This window comes from Prauserella shujinwangii (assembly GCF_003001955.1).
GTDB classification, from domain to species: Bacteria; Actinomycetota; Actinomycetes; order Mycobacteriales; family Pseudonocardiaceae; genus Qaidamihabitans; species Qaidamihabitans shujinwangii.
This window is the reverse complement of record NZ_PVNH01000008.1, coordinates 303605-318556: the sequence shown is the minus strand read 5'-3', so window position 1 is coordinate 318556 and position 14952 is coordinate 303605. Positions and strand designations below refer to the sequence as shown.

Sequence of the window (14952 nt, the reverse complement as noted above, 5' to 3'; positions counted from 1 at the left end):
TGTTCAGTATAGAAATCATGCGTTCGATATGGCGAACCCTGGACCGTGACCTGCTCCGCGACATCGGTCTGGTGTGCCTCGCCGACGGCATCGTCGGGGTGTCCTTCGGTGCCATCACGGTGAGTTCCGGGCTGCCGTTGTGGCTGCCCATGCTCCTCTCCGTCGTCGTGTTCGCGGGCGCGGCCCAGTTCATGTTCGTCGGCATCGTCGCCTCCGGCGGCAACCCGCTGGCCGCCGTGCTCGCCGGGCTGCTGGTGAACGCGCGGCACGTGCCGTTCGGCTTCGCGGTGGGCGACGCGCTCGGCGGCGGGTGGGCCCGGCGGCTGGCCGGCAGCCACCTGATGATCGACGAGACGGTGGCGTTCGCCCTGGCCCAGCGGGACCTCCAGCGCCGCCGCGCGGCGTACTGGGCGTGCGGGACCGGTCTGTTCGTGTGCTGGAACGCCGGCGTCGTGCTCGGCGCCTTCGGCGGGCGGGCCGTCAGCGACACCGCCGTGCTCGGTCTCGACGCCGCCTTCCCCGCGGTGCTGCTGGCGTTGCTGCTGCCGTCGCTGCGCGACCGGCGGGCGCGGCGCGCGGCGCTGGCCGGGGTCGCGATCGCGCTGGCCACCGCACCCTTCCTGCCCGCGGGACTGCCCGTCCTGCTCGCGCTCGGCGGCGTGCTCGCCGGGCTCGGCACGGACCGCGAGCCGGAACCCGAGGAGGTGCCGTCGTGACCACCCCGCTGGTCCTCGTCCTGGCCACCGTGGTGCTCGGCGCGGGCACCTACGCGTTCCGCCTCGCGGGGCCCCTGCTGCGCGCGCGGGTGGAGCTCTCGCCCCGCGTCGAGCGCCTGATGGCCGTCTCCGCCGTGGTGCTGCTCGCCGCGCTCGTCGCCACCGCCGCGCTGGTGGAGGGCCACGAGTTCGCGGGCTTCGCGCGGCCGGCCGGGGTCGCCGTCGGCGGCGTGCTCGCCTGGAAGAAAGCGCCGTTCGTGGTCGTTGTACTCATGGCGGCGGCGACCGCGGCCGGGCTGAGGCTGCTCGGCGTGCCCTGACCCGGACGAACCGCGAACGGCGGGTCCCCGCGCCGGTGCCGTCCCCTCGCCAGTAGGCTTGACCAGGGAAATCACCGGGAAAGGGTGGATGCCGGGTGTCGAGAACGCGACCGGTCGTCGGCGTGCTCGCCCTCCAGGGCGACGTGCGCGAGCACGCCGCGATGCTGGAGCGCGCCGGAGCGCGGGCGCTGCCGGTGCGCAGGCCGCGCGAGCTGTCCGAAGTGGACGGCATCGTGCTGCCGGGCGGCGAGTCGACCACGATGTCGCGCCTGCTGGACTCGTTCGAGCTGCTCGAGCCCCTGCGGGAGCGGATCGCGGACGGTCTGCCCGCCTTCGGCTCCTGCGCGGGCATGATCCTGCTGGCGAAGCAGGCGCTGGACGGCAGGCCCGACCAGCACCAGCTCGACGCGCTGGACATCGTCGTCCGCCGGAACGCCTTCGGCCGCCAGGTCGACTCCTTCGAGGGTGACCTCGAGTTCACCGGGGTCGACGGCGGGCCGGTGCACGCCGTCTTCATCCGCGCACCGTGGGTGGAGAAGACGGGCGACGGCGTGGAGGTGCTCGCCAGGATCCCCGACTCGGGGGAGGCGGGTGCCGCTGCGGATAGGATCGTCGCGGTCAGGCAGGCAGCGGTGCTCGCCACCGCGTTCCACCCCGAGCTGACGGGCGACGAACGGGTGCACCGGATGTTCGTGCGCCTGGTCGAGGACGCCCCCTAGGGTGCGGCGCGGAACCGTGCAGGCACCGATCGAGATGGAGGAGAGATGAGCGGCCACTCCAAGTGGGCCACCACCAAGCACAAGAAGGCCGCCCTCGACGCCAAGCGTGGCAAGCTGTTCGCGAGGTTGATCAAGAACATCGAGGTCGCCGCGCGCACCGGCGGGGGCGACCCGGAGGGCAACCCCACGCTGTTCGACGCCATCCAGAAGGCGAAGAAGAACTCGGTCCCGCAGGACAACATCGAGCGGGCGCGCAAGCGGGGCGCCGGCGAGGAGGCGGGCGGCGCGGACTGGCAGACGATCATGTACGAGGGCTACGCGCCGAACGGCGTCGCCGTGCTGATCGAGTGCCTGACCGACAACAAGAACCGGGCCGCGTCCGAGGTGCGCACGGCGCTGACCCGGCACGGCGGCTCGCTCGCCGACCCCGGCTCCGTGGCCTACCTGTTCAACCGCAAGGGCGTGGTGATCATGCCCAAGAACGGTCTCACCGAGGACGACGTCCTCATGGCCGTGCTCGACGCGGGTGCCGAGGAGGTCAACGACCTGGGGGAGAGCTTCGAGATCATCTCCGAGGCCGGCGACCTGGTCGCGGTGCGGACCGCGCTGCAGGAGGCCGGGTTCGACTACGAGTCCGCGGACGCGAACTTCCTGCCTTCGGTCAACGTCCCGCTCGACGCCGAGGGTGCCAAGAAGGTGTTCCGGCTGATCGACGCGCTCGAGGACTGCGACGACGTGCAGAACGTGTTCTCGAATTTCGACGTCTCCGACGAGGTGCTCGCGGAAGTCGGCTGAGGGCCGGGCAGGGCGGGCGCACCCGCGCCCGCCGATGCGGCACAATGCCCGCCATGAGCGAGATCGCCGCCGACCGTGACGAGGAACTGCGCGAGTGGATCGTCTCCCAGGGTGAGCAGCGCGGCAACGCGATCATCACCGTGGCTCCCGACGAGCACGGAGCCGGGTTCTCGTTCACCGTCTGCGCGTGGGCTCTGCACGGCGTGCCCGAGGCGGTCGTGATCGGCCTGCCCGACCAGATGGCACACGTGCTCCTCGACGCCTACGTGGACCGGGCCGCGGCGGGGGAGCGGTTCGAGCTGGGCGGGCTGTACCACGACTTCTTCGACGGCGTGCCCATCACCTTCGAGAAGGTGGCGCAGGGTCACTACGCGGAGTTCTTCGGCAGCGCGTTCCTCGTCTACCCCGACGGCGACTTCCCCGCCGTGCAGATCATCGTGCCGACCCCGGACGGCCGCTGGCCCTGGCATGCCGACGCGCCCGCCGGCTTCGCGGAGTGGCAGCCCGTGCTGACGGTCAGCGGCCGCCCGGAGAGCTGGACCCCGGGCGGCAACGGGCCCTGAACGTCCGAAGTGGACTTCTCAGGAATTCGCGCGGCGTTCCCCTCCCCGTCTCCCGCGCGCGGCCTGCCGCACACGGTCGCGGGAGAGAGTCCTCCCCGGCCCGCGTCGCGGGCCCGGACGAAGCGGAGGAGGCTGACGTGGGTATCTCTCGGCGAGGAGCACTGGGTATCGCGGGCGCTGTGGGGGCCGCCGGGCTGCTGGGTGCGAGCCCGGCCGGTGCCCGGGAGCGCGAAGGCCGCGCGGTGATCGGCAGGGCACCTGGTGACACGCTGCACGTGATCTCGTTCAACATCCGGTACGACGCGGGCGCCGCGCCGGGCAGCGCCGACTCGTGGACCGACCGCAGGCCCGTGCTCGCGGAGTTCCTGGAGACCGAGCGGCCGACCGTGCTCGGCGTGCAGGAGGCGCTGTACCACCAGGTGAAGCAGGTCGCCGCCGATCTGCCGCCGTACACCGACTGGATCGGCCTCGGCCGGGAGGGCGGCGGCCGCGGCGAGTTCATGGCCGTGTACTTCGACATCACCCGGGTGGAGCCGCTGGACTTCGACCACTTCTGGCTCTCGGACACGCCGTCGGTGATCGGCTCGAGGTCCTGGGGCAACACGGTCGTGCGGATGGTGACCTGGGTGCGGTTCCGCGACCGCCGCACCGGCAAGGAGTTCGTGCACGTCAACACGCACTTCGACCACCGGTCGGAGAACTCGCGGGTGCGCAGCGCGGAGCTGGTCCGCGACCGGATCGCCGGGTTCGACCCGGCGCTGCCGGTGGTGCTCACCGGCGACTTCAACACCCCGGCTCCCGGCTCGGAGTCGTTCCGCGTCCTCACCGGGGGCGGGCTGCGGGACACCTGGACCGAGGGCAGGCAGCTCACCCCGGCGTGGGGCACGTTCCCCAACTACCGGGACCCGGTCGAGGGCGGCACCCGCATCGACTGGGTGCTGGTGAACCCGGGGGTGAGCGTGCTCGCCTCGGCCATCAACCCGTTCCGCGTGGACGGCCGCTACCCGTCCGACCACCTCCCCGTGCAGGCTCTGGTCCGCCTCCACTGACCGCTCCGGCCGGTCTACTGCCTGGCGGTGTTCCGGCGAGTCCCGGCGAGTCCCGGCGGGCGCGGCCGGGATCGCCGGGTAGCCTTCGTGCTCGAACTGGTGTTCGTCGTGAAGGAGACCCGTGCGAGTGCTCGGCGTGGACCCCGGGCTGACCCGGTGCGGTCTCGGCGTGGTGGACGGCGGCCTCGGCCGCACGGTCACCTGCGTCGCCGTGGACGTGGTGCGCACCCCGGCCGAGGACGATGTCGCGGCACGGTTGCTGCGCATCTCCGGCGCGGTCGAGGAGTGGCTCGACACCTACCGCCCCGACGCGGTCGCCGTCGAGCGGGTGTTCAGCCAGCACAATGTCCGCACGGTGATGGGCACCGCGCAGGCGGGCGGGGTGGTGGCGCTCGGCGCCGCCCGGCGCGGGCTGCCGGTCGTCTTCCACACGCCCAGCGAGGTCAAGGCCTCCGTCACCGGATCCGGCCGCGCCGACAAAGCCCAGGTCACCGGGATGGTGACCCGGCTGCTCAACCTGGCGGAGAAGCCGAGCCCCGCGGACGCCGCGGACGCGCTCGCCCTCGCCATCTGCCACCTGTGGCGGGAGCCGATGCGGGCGCGGCTCGCCGAGGCGGAGGCGCGCGCGGCCGAACTGGCGCGCACGCACCGCAAGCGGCTGGCCGAGGCGGCCCGGCGCAAGGGCGGCAGCGGTACGGCGGGGACGAGAGGGGTGCGGCGATGATCTCGTCGGTGCGGGGCGAGGTGCTCTCCGTCGGACTCGACCACGTGGTCGTCGAGGTCGGCGGGGTCGGTCTCGCGGTGCAGGCGACGCCGGCGACGCTCGCCACCCTGCGCCGTGGCGAGCACGCGTTGCTGCACACCGCCCTCGTGGTGCGGGAGGACTCGCTGACCCTGTTCGGGTTCGCCGACATCGAGTCGCGCGAGCTGTTCGGACTGCTGCAGACCGTGTCCGGCATCGGTCCCCGGCTCGCGCTCGCGGCGCTCGCCGTGCTCGACCCGGACAAGCTGCGGACGGCGCTGGCCGAGGGCAACATCACCGTGCTCACCCAGGTGCCCGGCATCGGCCGGAAGGGCGCCGAGCGGCTCACGCTCGAACTGCGGGACAAGGTGCTCGCCGCGGAACCGTCCGCCGCGCCGGACCAGGACACGGCGGTCGCCGGCTCCGCGACGCGGACCGAGGTCGTGGAGGCGCTGGTGGGGCTCGGCTTCCCGGCCAAGCAGGCCGAGCAGGCCGTGGAGAAGGTGCTCGCGGCGGGGGAGGGCGGCGACACCTCCAGCGTGCTCCGGGCCGCCCTCGCCACCCTCGGCCGCAAGCGGTGACGCGGTCCCATGCACGATGAGCACATGGCCCAGTCGGACCCGGAGGCCGCCCCGCTCTCCGCGCTGCCCCACCGAGGCGAGCGCGAGGTCGAGACCACGCTCCGGCCGCGCAAGCTCGACGACTTCGTCGGTCAGCCGCGCGTGCGCGAGCAGTTGCAGCTGGTGCTCGAGAGCGCCCGCAGGCGCGGTGTCCCGCCCGACCACGTCCTGCTGTCCGGCCCGCCGGGGCTGGGCAAGACGAGCATGGCGATGATCATCGCCGCCGAGCTGGACGCGGCCATCCGCATCACCTCGGGCCCCGCGCTGGAGCGGGCCGGCGACCTCGCGGCGATGCTGTCCAACCTCGCCGAGGGCGACGTGCTGTTCATCGACGAGATCCACCGCATCGCCCGCCCCGCCGAGGAGATGCTGTACCTGGCGATGGAGGACTTCCGCGTCGACGTCGTCGTCGGCAAGGGACCCGGGGCCACCAGCATCCCGCTGGAGATCGCGCCGTTCACGCTGGTCGGCGCCACCACGCGGTCCGGCGCGCTGACCGGCCCGCTGCGGGACCGGTTCGGCTTCACCGGCCAGATGGAGTTCTACAGCCCCGAGGAACTCGAACTCGTCGTGGAGCGCGCCGCGACCATACTGGGCATTACCGTGGAACCGGAGGGCACCGCGGAGATCGCCCGGCGCTCGCGGGGCACGCCCCGGATAGCGAACCGGCTGCTGCGGCGCGTCCGCGACTACGCCGAGGTCCGCGCCGACGGCCGGGCGACCAGGGACGTCGTCCGGGCGGCACTGCGGGTGTACGACGTCGACGAACTGGGCCTCGACCGGCTGGACCGGGCGGTGCTGACGGCGCTGACACGTTCGTTCGGCGGCGGGCCGGTCGGCCTGTCCACCCTGGCGGTCGCCGTGGGCGAGGAGACGACGACGGTCGAGGAGGTGTGTGAGCCGTATCTCGTGCGTGCGGGTATGCTCGCGCGGACTCCCCGTGGCCGGGTCGCTACGGCGGCCGCGTGGGAGCACCTCGGGCTACGGCCGCCCCCGGAGTACTCGCCGGTCGACGGCTCGGCTCCGACCCTGTTCGACCAGCCGTGAACCGGGGTGCCCTTGTACCAGGTGCTGGCGTACCTCGCAGTACCTGGCACACTCGATAGAGCACATCCAGACAAAATACGGACGTCGCGCCGGGGAGGCAGGCGTCTGCTGAATGGAGAATTATGGAAGGCCTTTTCCTGCCGCTGCTGCTGATGCTGGTCGTCGCCATCCCGCTGGTGATGGGCACGCGCAAGCAGAAGAAGGCGATGGCGCAGCAGCAGGAGCTGCAGAGCAGCCTTGCCGAGGGTGACCGCGTGATGACCACGTCGGGTCTGTACGCGACCGTGGCCGACGCCAGCGACGACAGCACGATCGACCTGGAGATCGCCGAGGGCGTCGTGACCACGTGGCTGCGGCAGGCGGTCCGCGAGCGGATCAACCCGGTGGCCGACGAGGACACGGCGGACGCCGACGACGACAGCACCGACGGCACCGGCGGCACTGACAGCGCCGACGGCGCCACCCGCGCGTCCACCGACGGTGACTCCGAGCAGGTCGCCTCGTCGGTGGAGCAGGGCAAGAAGTAACCACCGCCGCTGTCCCGCCGGCGCCGCGCGGTGCCGGCGGGGGCCGAACGCTGTGTTCACGCAGCGCCGAGTAGTGTCTCGGTGCTGCGTGTGTGTCCGCCGTCTCACCAGGGCGGCCCGCACCCCGGCCAAGGCCCCGACAAGCTGCTGAACCAGTTCGAGGAGAACGACCGACCGTGGCACCTCCCGCCGGGCACATCCGCCCGGGACGCTACCTCGCCTTCTTCGTCGCCATCGTCGCCGCGTTGTACGCCCTGGTGTTCTTCACCGGCGACGGCAAGCCGACCCCCAAGCTGGGCATCGACCTGCAGGGCGGCACGAGGGTCACCCTGACCGCGCGCACGCCGGACGGCTCCGACCCGACGCGTGAGCAACTCAGCCAGGCACGCCAGATCATCGAGACCCGGGTCAACGGCATCGGCGTCAGCGGTGCCGAGGTCGTGCTCGACGGCGACAACGTCGTGATCACCGTTCCCGGCGAGGAGGGCGAGCAGGCGAAGAGCCTGGGCCGCACCGCCAAGCTCGGCTTCCGCAAGGTGATCACGGCGGTGCCCGCGGGCCAGCCGCAGGGCGGCCAGCAGCAGGGCGAGCAGCAGGGCGGTCATGACCCGTCCACGGCGCCGTCGGCCGAGCCGTCCCAGTCCGGGGAGCCGGACGGCACCAGCGGCGACGGTGGCGACAGCGCTGCCACCGGCGGTGGTGGCGGTGCCGCGGGCGCCGCGCCCGCGCAGGGCTCCGGCGGAGGCCAGGACGACAACGGCACCGACGGTACGGGCGACACCGGCGGTTCCGGCAACGTCCAGGACGAGATCGCCGAGCAGATCCAGGCCGCGAAGGAAGTGCGGCAGAACCCGGCGCTGGTCCCGCAGAACCCCAACGACCAGGCGGCGGTGGCGGCGGCCCAGCAGGCCCAGCAGCAGGCACTCGCCGCGCTGAACTGCGCGGCGCAGGACCCGCTCGTCGGCAACGACGACCCGAAGCTGCCGCTGGTGACCTGCAACGAGGACGGCACCGAGAAGTACGTCCTCGGCCCGGTGTTCCTGGAGGGCACCCAGATCGCGGACGCGACGTCCGGCTACAACGACCAGCGCGGCGCGTTCGTCGTCAACCTCAACTTCAAGAGCGAGGGCGCCGACATCTGGGCGGACTTCACGTCCAACAACATCAACGAGCGCGCCGCCTTCGTGCTCGACACGAAGGTCGTCTCGGCGCCGAACATCACCGTCGCCATCCCCGACGGGCGGACCGAGATCACCGGCCAGTTCAACCAGGCCGAGGCGAAGGAGCTGGCCGACGTCCTCAAGTACGGCTCGCTGCCGCTGTCGTTCTCGTCCTCGGACGCCACCACCGTGTCGGCCACGCTGGGGCTCGCCTCGCTGGAGGCCGGACTGATCGCGGGCGCCATCGGCATCGCCCTGGTGTTCCTGTACTGCCTGTTCTACTACCGGATGCTGGGTGTGCTGACCGTGCTGTCGCTCATCCTGTCCGGTGCCATCGTCTACGCGGTGCTCGTGCTGCTCGGGCGGTGGATCGGCTTCACGCTCGACCTCGCGGGCGTCGCGGGGTTCATCGTCGCGATCGGTGTCACGGCCGACTCGTTCGTCGTCTACTTCGAACGGCTCAAGGACGAGATGCGCGAGGGCAGGACGTTCCGCTCCGCCGTGCCGCGCGGCTGGGTCCGGGCCCGGCGCACGATCCTCGCCTCCGACGCCATTCTCTTCCTGGCCGCCGCCGTGCTGTACGCGCTCGCGGTGGGCGAGGTGAAGGGCTTCGCGTTCACCCTCGGCATGTCCACCGTGCTGGACCTGATCGTCGTGTTCCTGGTGACACATCCGCTGGTGGCCATCGTGGCGAAGTCGAAACGGCTGTCCAGCCCGCGGCTGTCCGGGCTGGGCGCGGTGCAGAAACTCGGCGAGCAGCGCCGCCGCGCCACCGGCCGGGTCGGCGCGGCCCTGAAGGAGGCGTGACGTGGCGGGCGGAGACAACACGGCGGGCGGCGACAACGGCACCGGCGGCACCGGCGGCACCGGTGTGCGGACCGACGCCACCGGCGGCGAGGCCACGCCCAAGCGGTCCGCGCTGCAGCGGCTCTACACCGGCACCGGCGCGTTCGACATCGTCGGGCACCGCAAGCGCTGGTTCGGCTTCTTCGCCGTGCTCGTGCTGGTCAGCCTCCTGTCGCTGGGCTTCAAGGGGTTCAACCTGGGCATCGAGTTCGAGGGTGGCACCCAGATCCAGCTGCCCGCACAGGGCGCGAACGGCCCGATCACGCCGGACGAGGCCAAGCAGGTGTTCTCCGAGGCGCTCGGCGAGCCCGCCTCGGAGGCGCAGCAGGTCGGCCTCGGCGACGCGGCCGCGATCCAGGTCCGCTCCAACACGCTGAACGCGGACGAGGTGGCGCAGGTCAAGCAGGCGCTGTTCGAGGAACTGCGGCCGCTGAACGCGAACGGCGAGCCCAGCCCGCAGGTCATCAGCGACAGCGCGGTCAGCGCGTCGTGGGGCGACGAGATCTCGGAGAAGGCGCTCATCGCCCTGGCCGTGTTCCTCGTGCTGGTGACCGTGTTCCTCGTCATCTACTTCGAGAAGTGGATGGCGGTGGCGGCGCTGGTCGCGCTGTTGCACGACATCGTGGTCACCGCGGGCGTGTACTCCCTCGTCGGCCTGGAGGTCACGCCGGCCACCGTGATCGGCCTGCTCACCATCCTCGGCTTCTCGCTGTACGACACGGTGGTGGTGTTCGACAAGGTCAGGGAGAACACGAGGGGCCTGCTCGGCCTGACCCGCCGGACGTACCCGGAGGCGGCGAACCTCGCGCTCAACCAGACGCTGATGCGGTCGATCAACACGTCGGTGATCGCGCTGCTGCCCGTGCTCGGGCTGCTCGTCATCGGCTACGTCCTGCTCGGGGCCGGCACGCTGCAGGACCTCGCCCTGGTGCTGCTCACCGGCATGCTGGCCGGGGTGATGTCCTCGGTGCTGCTCGCCACGCCGCTGCTGGCGGCGCTGAAGATGCGGGACCCGAAGTACCGCGAGCACGCCGAGCGCGTGTGGGCGCGCCGGGCCAGCCACGCGCGCAAGGAGGCCGAGCTGGACGTCACCGACGACGACGCGCTCGCCGCCGAGCTGCGCAGGGAGAAGGCCCTCGCGGCCGCCGCCGGGGTGCCCGCGCGGCATCCGAAGGCCGCGCCGAGGGGAGCCAGGCCGACGGGCAAGCGGAAGCGATGAAGGTCGACGAGGCACTGGACCTGATCGCCGAGATCCCGGACTTCCCCGAACCGGGGATCCTGTTCCGGGACCTCACCCCGCTGTTCGGTGACCCCGCCGCGTTCGCCACCGTGATCGACGCGCTCGGGGACGTGGTCGGCCCGGACGCCGACGTGCTCGCCGCCGTGGAGGCCCGTGGCTTCGTGCTGGCCGCCGCCGTCGGCTACGCGCGCGGGCTCGGTGTCGCCCTCGTCCGCAAGCCGGGCAAGCTGCCCTCGGTGGCCGCCCGCGTGGACTACGCGCTGGAGTACGGCACCGCCACGCTGGAGCTGCCGGAGGGCTCGCTGCGGGCGGGCCAGCGGGTGGCGGTCGTCGACGACGTGCTCGCCACCGGAGGCACGGTGGAAGCCACCGCGAAGCTGGTCGAGGGCGCGGGCGCCCGGGTGTCCGGGGTGGCCGTCGTGCTCGAGCTCGCGGCGCTCGGCGGCCGGGCCCGGCTCGCCGGACTGCCCGTGACCGCGCTGCGTACCTGCTGACCACGGTCGATCGCGGCTGAGCACGGGGGGAGCGGGCACAGACCGGCACCCTCGCGCGTTACGCTTGGTGTCTACCAAGACCGGCGACACGTGCGGAGGTGCGGGTGAGCCAGGAGCTCGATTCCGTCGTGACCGGCCGGTCCGGTGCCGAAGGGCCCGGATCCCAGCCGGCGCGGGCCGGGCAGCCGGGCGGTGCCACCAGGGCTCCCTCCGCCACCAGGCGGGTCCGGGCCCGGCTGGCCCGGCGCATCACCGCGCAGCGCGCCGCCTCCGTCAAGCAGGTGCTCGAGCCGCTCGCGGCCATCCACCGCGAGATGCACCCGAGCGCGGACCTCGCCCTGCTGCAGCGGGCCTACGACGTCGCCGAGGAGCTGCACCGCGACCAGCGGCGCAAGTCCGGCGACCCGTACATCACGCACCCGCTCGCCGTCGCCACGATCCTGGCCGAGCTGGGCATGGACACCACCACGCTGGTGGCCGCCCTGCTGCACGACACAGTGGAGGACACCGGCTACTCGCTGGAGCGGCTCAGCGGCGAGTTCGGTCAGAAGGTCGGCGAACTCGTCGACGGCGTCACGAAGCTCGACAAGGTGAAGCTGGGCACCGCCGCGGAGGCCGAGACCATCCGCAAGATGGTCATCGCGATGGCCCGTGACCCGCGGGTGCTGGTGATCAAGCTGGCCGACCGGCTGCACAACATGCGCACGATGCGCTTCCTGCCGCCGGAGAAACAGGCCCGCAAGGCGAAGGAGACCCTGGAGGTCCTGGCTCCGCTCGCGCACCGGCTCGGCATGGCCACCGTCAAGTGGGAGCTGGAGGACCTGGCCTTCGCCATCCTGCAGCCGAAGAAGTACGACGAGATCGTGCGCCTGGTCGCCGACAGGGCGCCGTCCCGCGACACCTACCTGCGCTGGGTGATCGGCGAGCTCACCACGCAGCTGGAGGGCTCCCGCATCAACGCGAAGGTCGAGGGCAGGCCCAAGCACTACTACTCGATCCACCAGAAGATGATCGTGCGCGGGCGGGACCTGGACGACATCCACGACCTCGTCGGGGTGCGCATCCTGGTGGACGACGTGCGGGACTGCTACGCGGCCATGGGCGTCGTGCACGCGCTGTGGCAGCCGATGCCCGGCCGGTTCAAGGACTACATCGCGCAGCCCCGGTTCGGCGTGTACCAGTCCCTGCACACCACGGTCATCGGGCCGGACGGCAAGCCGCTCGAGGTGCAGATCCGGACCCACGAGATGCATCGCACCGCCGAGTACGGCATCGCGGCGCACTGGCGGTACAAGGAGACCAGGGGAACGCACAACGGCAACGCCGTCGACATCGACGAGATGGCGTGGATGCGGCAGCTGCTGGACTGGCAGCGGGAGGCCGCCGACCCCGGCGAGTTCCTCGAGTCGCTGCGCTACGACCTCGCCACCCGCGAGATCTTCGTGTTCACCCCGAAGGGCGACGTGATCACGCTGCCCGTCGGGTCCACGCCGGTGGACTTCGCCTACGCCGTGCACACCGAGGTCGGGCACCGCTGCATCGGGGCCCGCGTCAACGGGCGGCTCGTGGCGCTGGAGCGCAAGCTGGAGAACGGCGAGGTCGTCGAGATCTTCACGTCGAAGGCGGAGGGCGCGGGCCCCAGCCGGGACTGGCTGTCGTTCGCCGTCTCGCCGAAGGCGCGCGCCAAGATCCGGCAGTGGTTCGCCAAGGAACGCCGGGACGAGGCGATCGAGACCGGCAAGGAACTGATCACCAAGGAGGTCCGCAAGGTCGGGCTTCCGCTGCAGCGGCTGGTCTCGGCCGACTCGATGGGCGCCGTCGCCACCGAACTGCGGCACTCCGACATCAGCTCGCTGTACGCGGCCGTCGGTGAGGGACACACCAGCGCCAAGACCGTCGTGCAGCGACTGGTGGCGCTCATCGGCGGCGTGGAGGAGGCCGAGGAGGAGCTCGCCGAGCGGGCCACGCCCTCCACCGTCACCCGCAGGCGCGGTTCCGGCGACGTCGGTGTGGTCGTCAAGGGCGCCAGCGACGTGTGGGCCAAGCTCGCGCGCTGCTGCACCCCGGTGCCCGGCGACGAGATCCTCGGCTTCGTCACCCGCGGCGGCGGGGTCAGCGTCCACCGCACCGACTGCACCAACGCCGACGACCTGCGTGCGCAGCCGGAACGGCTCGTCGAGGTCGAGTGGGCGCCGTCGGAGTCCTCCGTGTTCCTGGTCGCCATCCAGGTGGAGGCACTCGACCGGCACCGGCTGCTGTCCGACGTGACGAAGGTGCTCGCCGACGAGAAGGTGAACATCCTGTCGGCCTCGGTGACCACCTCGCGCGACCGGGTGGCGGTCAGCCGCTTCACGTTCGAGATGGGCGACCCGAAGCACCTGGGGCACGTGCTCAAGGTCGTGCGCAACGTGGAGGGCGTCTACGACGTGTACCGGGTCACCTCCGCCTCCTGACGCGGTCCCGGCCGGTTAGGGTCGCAGTCCATGACCGACGGGATCGAATTCGCACGCGACGGTGAGGTCGCCCGGCTGACGTTCGCCAGGCCGGAGAAGAAGAACGCGATCAGCTACGGCATGTGGTCGGCGATCCCGGACATCGTGGCCGACGTCGAGGGCGATTCCCGGGTCAAGGCGCTGGTGCTCACCGGCGCCGGGCAGGACTTCTCGGCCGGTGCCGACATCAGCGAGTTCGGCGACCTGCGGTCGACCGCGGAGGGCGCGGCCGCCTACGACGAGGCCGTGGCCGCCGCGGTGCGGGCGCTCACGGCGATGCGCAAGCCGAGCGTGGCGATGATCCGGGGCAACTGCATCGGCGGCGGCTGCCAGCTCTCGGTCGCCAGCGACTTCCGGTTCGCCGCCGAGGGCTCCCGGTTCGGCATCACGCCGGCCAAGCTCGGGATCGTCTACGACTTCCTGTCCACCCGGCAGCTGGTGGCCCTCGTCGGCCCCGCGCACGCACGCTACTTCCTGCTGTCCGGTCTGCTGATCGACTCCACGCGGGCGCGGGAGATCGGGCTCGTCAACGACGTCTTCGCCCCGTCCGCGCTCGAGGAGTCCACCATGGACTTCGTGGGCACCCTGTGCGCGCGATCGCAGGCGTCCATCCGGGGAATGAACCGGATCATCGAGAAGATCCTGTCGGGACACGAGGAGACGGACTCCGAAGTGGAGCGCATCCGGCTCGACGCGGTGCACGGTGAGGACTACGCCGAGGGCGTGGCCGCCTTCCTGGAACGCCGCACACCGACCTTCACCTACCGCTGACGCTCGTGCGGGGGAAACGTCGCTCTCACCACGTTTCCCACTCACGACCACCCCGTCAGATCGGCTCCCACGGCGACAGTGCGCAGGCCCGGCGCAGCAGCGCGGTCAGCTCCGGATCGACGGTGAGCTCCGCGTCGTCCACAGCGGACACCGGACGCGCCGGGTCGCCCGCGTTGCACAGGAACGCCGACCGGAGTGCGCGCACCTCGGCCAGCGGCACCGGGCGGGACGCGGCGGGCACCCCGAGCCGGGCGAGCCCGTCCCGGAGCAGCCGCTGGGTGACGCCGTCGAGCATGGGCGCCTCGGGCCAGACCAGCGTGCCGCCGCCGTCGACGAAGCCGATGTTCCACACCGACGCCTCGGACACCAGCCCCTCGTCCGTGACGAACAGGGCGTCGTCGAAACCCGCCAGCCGGGCCGCCCGCGCGTGGTGCAACAGCGGGAAGGTGCCCACGTGCTTCACCTCGGGCAGGTGCCGCTGGTACCGCACCGACCGCAGCCGGACCGGGCTGCCGTCCGCCTCGCCGGAGGGCGTGACCGTGACGAGGACGTCCGGGTCCACCGGCCGGTGCGCGTCGCCACGCGGGACGCCGAGCGAGCAGACGGTCACCCTGGCCCTGACGGTGCCCTCCGCGGGCACGGCGTGCCGCAGGAAGCCGCGTACCCGGCCGGGGTCCAGCTCGCCGCCGAACAGCAGCCGTGTGCCCGCGGCCAGCCGGTCCAGGTGCGGGCCGAGGCCGCGGACGTGGCCGTCGCGCACCCGCATCGTGGTGAAGTGGCCGTAGCCCGACACCGCGGCAACCGCGAGCTGTTCCGGGGTGGCGGGTGCGCCGTTGACCTCGGCCAGCACG

General features: G+C 72.1%; 16 protein-coding genes. 15 read left to right on the top strand and 1 reads right to left on the bottom strand.

What is annotated here, in order from left to right; translation table 11 throughout:
- The first annotated feature begins 17 nt into the window (after nucleotides 1-17).
- From B0I33_RS20630 to B0I33_RS20560, 15 genes are all read left to right on the top strand, one after another.
- Complete coding sequence (locus tag B0I33_RS20630) at nucleotides 18-716, top strand: AzlC family ABC transporter permease (RefSeq protein WP_106180461.1); 699 nt, start codon at nucleotides 18-20, stop codon at nucleotides 714-716.
- Complete coding sequence (locus B0I33_RS20625) at nucleotides 713-1036, top strand: AzlD domain-containing protein (RefSeq protein ID WP_106180460.1); 324 nt, start codon at nucleotides 713-715, stop codon at nucleotides 1034-1036. Before B0I33_RS20630 ends, B0I33_RS20625 begins: the two co-directional genes overlap by 4 nt.
- 95 nt (nucleotides 1037-1131) lie before the next feature.
- A complete protein-coding gene (gene pdxT / locus B0I33_RS20620) occupies nucleotides 1132-1755 on the top strand; it encodes a pyridoxal 5'-phosphate synthase glutaminase subunit PdxT (protein WP_106180459.1) in 624 nt (207 codons plus the stop codon).
- A 45-nt stretch (nucleotides 1756-1800) separates the two neighbouring features.
- Entirely contained in the window at nucleotides 1801-2550 is a 750-nt protein-coding gene (locus tag B0I33_RS20615; protein ID WP_106180458.1) for a YebC/PmpR family DNA-binding transcriptional regulator, read from the top strand.
- 53 nt (nucleotides 2551-2603) lie between these two features.
- Nucleotides 2604-3113 (top strand): DUF4262 domain-containing protein, encoded by a 510-nt coding sequence (locus B0I33_RS20610; protein WP_425440501.1) that lies wholly within the window; start codon nucleotides 2604-2606, stop codon nucleotides 3111-3113.
- A gap of 137 nt (nucleotides 3114-3250) precedes the next feature.
- A complete protein-coding gene (locus tag B0I33_RS20605; RefSeq protein WP_106180456.1) occupies nucleotides 3251-4162 on the top strand; it encodes an endonuclease/exonuclease/phosphatase family protein in 912 nt (303 codons plus the stop codon).
- Between the two features lie 121 nt (nucleotides 4163-4283).
- A complete protein-coding gene (gene ruvC / locus B0I33_RS20600; protein ID WP_106180455.1) occupies nucleotides 4284-4886 on the top strand; it encodes a crossover junction endodeoxyribonuclease RuvC in 603 nt (200 codons plus the stop codon).
- Nucleotides 4883-5485 carry a Holliday junction branch migration protein RuvA gene (gene ruvA / locus B0I33_RS20595; RefSeq protein ID WP_106180454.1) on the top strand — a complete coding sequence of 201 codons (603 nt, stop codon included), beginning with the start codon at nucleotides 4883-4885 and terminating at the stop codon, nucleotides 5483-5485. Before ruvC ends, ruvA begins: the two co-directional genes overlap by 4 nt.
- Nucleotides 5486-5509: 24 nt before the next feature.
- A complete protein-coding gene (gene ruvB / locus B0I33_RS20590) occupies nucleotides 5510-6571 on the top strand; it encodes a Holliday junction branch migration DNA helicase RuvB (RefSeq protein WP_245900870.1) in 1062 nt (353 codons plus the stop codon).
- A 122-nt stretch (nucleotides 6572-6693) separates the two neighbouring features.
- Nucleotides 6694-7098, top strand: coding sequence for a preprotein translocase subunit YajC (gene yajC / locus B0I33_RS20585; RefSeq protein WP_106180452.1), 405 nt, complete (start codon nucleotides 6694-6696; stop codon nucleotides 7096-7098).
- Nucleotides 7099-7274: 176 nt separating this feature from the next.
- The gene (gene secD / locus B0I33_RS20580) at nucleotides 7275-9065 is read left to right on the top strand and encodes a protein translocase subunit SecD (protein ID WP_106180451.1); all 1791 of its coding nucleotides are present in this window, start codon (nucleotides 7275-7277) and stop codon (nucleotides 9063-9065) included.
- Nucleotides 9066-9129: 64 nt separating this feature from the next.
- Entirely contained in the window at nucleotides 9130-10323 is a 1194-nt protein-coding gene (secF, locus tag B0I33_RS20575) for a protein translocase subunit SecF (protein ID WP_106180557.1), read from the top strand.
- On the top strand, nucleotides 10320-10838 hold the full coding sequence (locus tag B0I33_RS20570; RefSeq protein WP_106180450.1) for an adenine phosphoribosyltransferase: 519 nt from the start codon (nucleotides 10320-10322) through the stop codon (nucleotides 10836-10838). Before secF ends, B0I33_RS20570 begins: the two co-directional genes overlap by 4 nt.
- A 104-nt stretch (nucleotides 10839-10942) precedes the next feature.
- On the top strand, nucleotides 10943-13291 hold the full coding sequence (locus tag B0I33_RS20565; protein WP_106180449.1) for a RelA/SpoT family protein: 2349 nt from the start codon (nucleotides 10943-10945) through the stop codon (nucleotides 13289-13291).
- A gap of 30 nt (nucleotides 13292-13321) precedes the next feature.
- The gene (locus tag B0I33_RS20560; RefSeq protein WP_106180448.1) at nucleotides 13322-14101 is read left to right on the top strand and encodes an enoyl-CoA hydratase/isomerase family protein; all 780 of its coding nucleotides are present in this window, start codon (nucleotides 13322-13324) and stop codon (nucleotides 14099-14101) included.
- Nucleotides 14102-14156: 55 nt separating this feature from the next.
- Here B0I33_RS20560 and B0I33_RS20555 read toward each other — a convergent pair whose 3' ends face one another.
- A complete protein-coding gene (locus B0I33_RS20555; protein WP_106180447.1) occupies nucleotides 14157-14951 on the bottom strand; it encodes an aminotransferase class IV in 795 nt (264 codons plus the stop codon).
- Nucleotide 14952: the final 1 nt, after the last annotated feature.

Excerpts from the sequence above, each read along its gene's own strand:
- B0I33_RS20570 (WP_106180450.1), top strand. The coding sequence starts at position 10,320 with ATGAAGGTCGACGAGGCACTGGACCTGATCGCCGAGATCCCGGACTTC.
- B0I33_RS20560 (WP_106180448.1), top strand. The coding sequence starts at position 13,322 with ATGACCGACGGGATCGAATTCGCACGCGACGGTGAGGTCGCCCGGCTG.
- B0I33_RS20615 (WP_106180458.1), top strand. The coding sequence starts at position 1,801 with ATGAGCGGCCACTCCAAGTGGGCCACCACCAAGCACAAGAAGGCCGCC.
- ruvA (WP_106180454.1), top strand. The coding sequence starts at position 4,883 with ATGATCTCGTCGGTGCGGGGCGAGGTGCTCTCCGTCGGACTCGACCAC.
- B0I33_RS20630 (WP_106180461.1), top strand. The coding sequence starts at position 18 with ATGCGTTCGATATGGCGAACCCTGGACCGTGACCTGCTCCGCGACATC.
- B0I33_RS20610 (WP_425440501.1), top strand. The coding sequence starts at position 2,604 with ATGAGCGAGATCGCCGCCGACCGTGACGAGGAACTGCGCGAGTGGATC.
- ruvB (WP_245900870.1), top strand. The coding sequence starts at position 5,510 with ATGGCCCAGTCGGACCCGGAGGCCGCCCCGCTCTCCGCGCTGCCCCAC.
- yajC (WP_106180452.1), top strand. The coding sequence starts at position 6,694 with ATGGAAGGCCTTTTCCTGCCGCTGCTGCTGATGCTGGTCGTCGCCATC.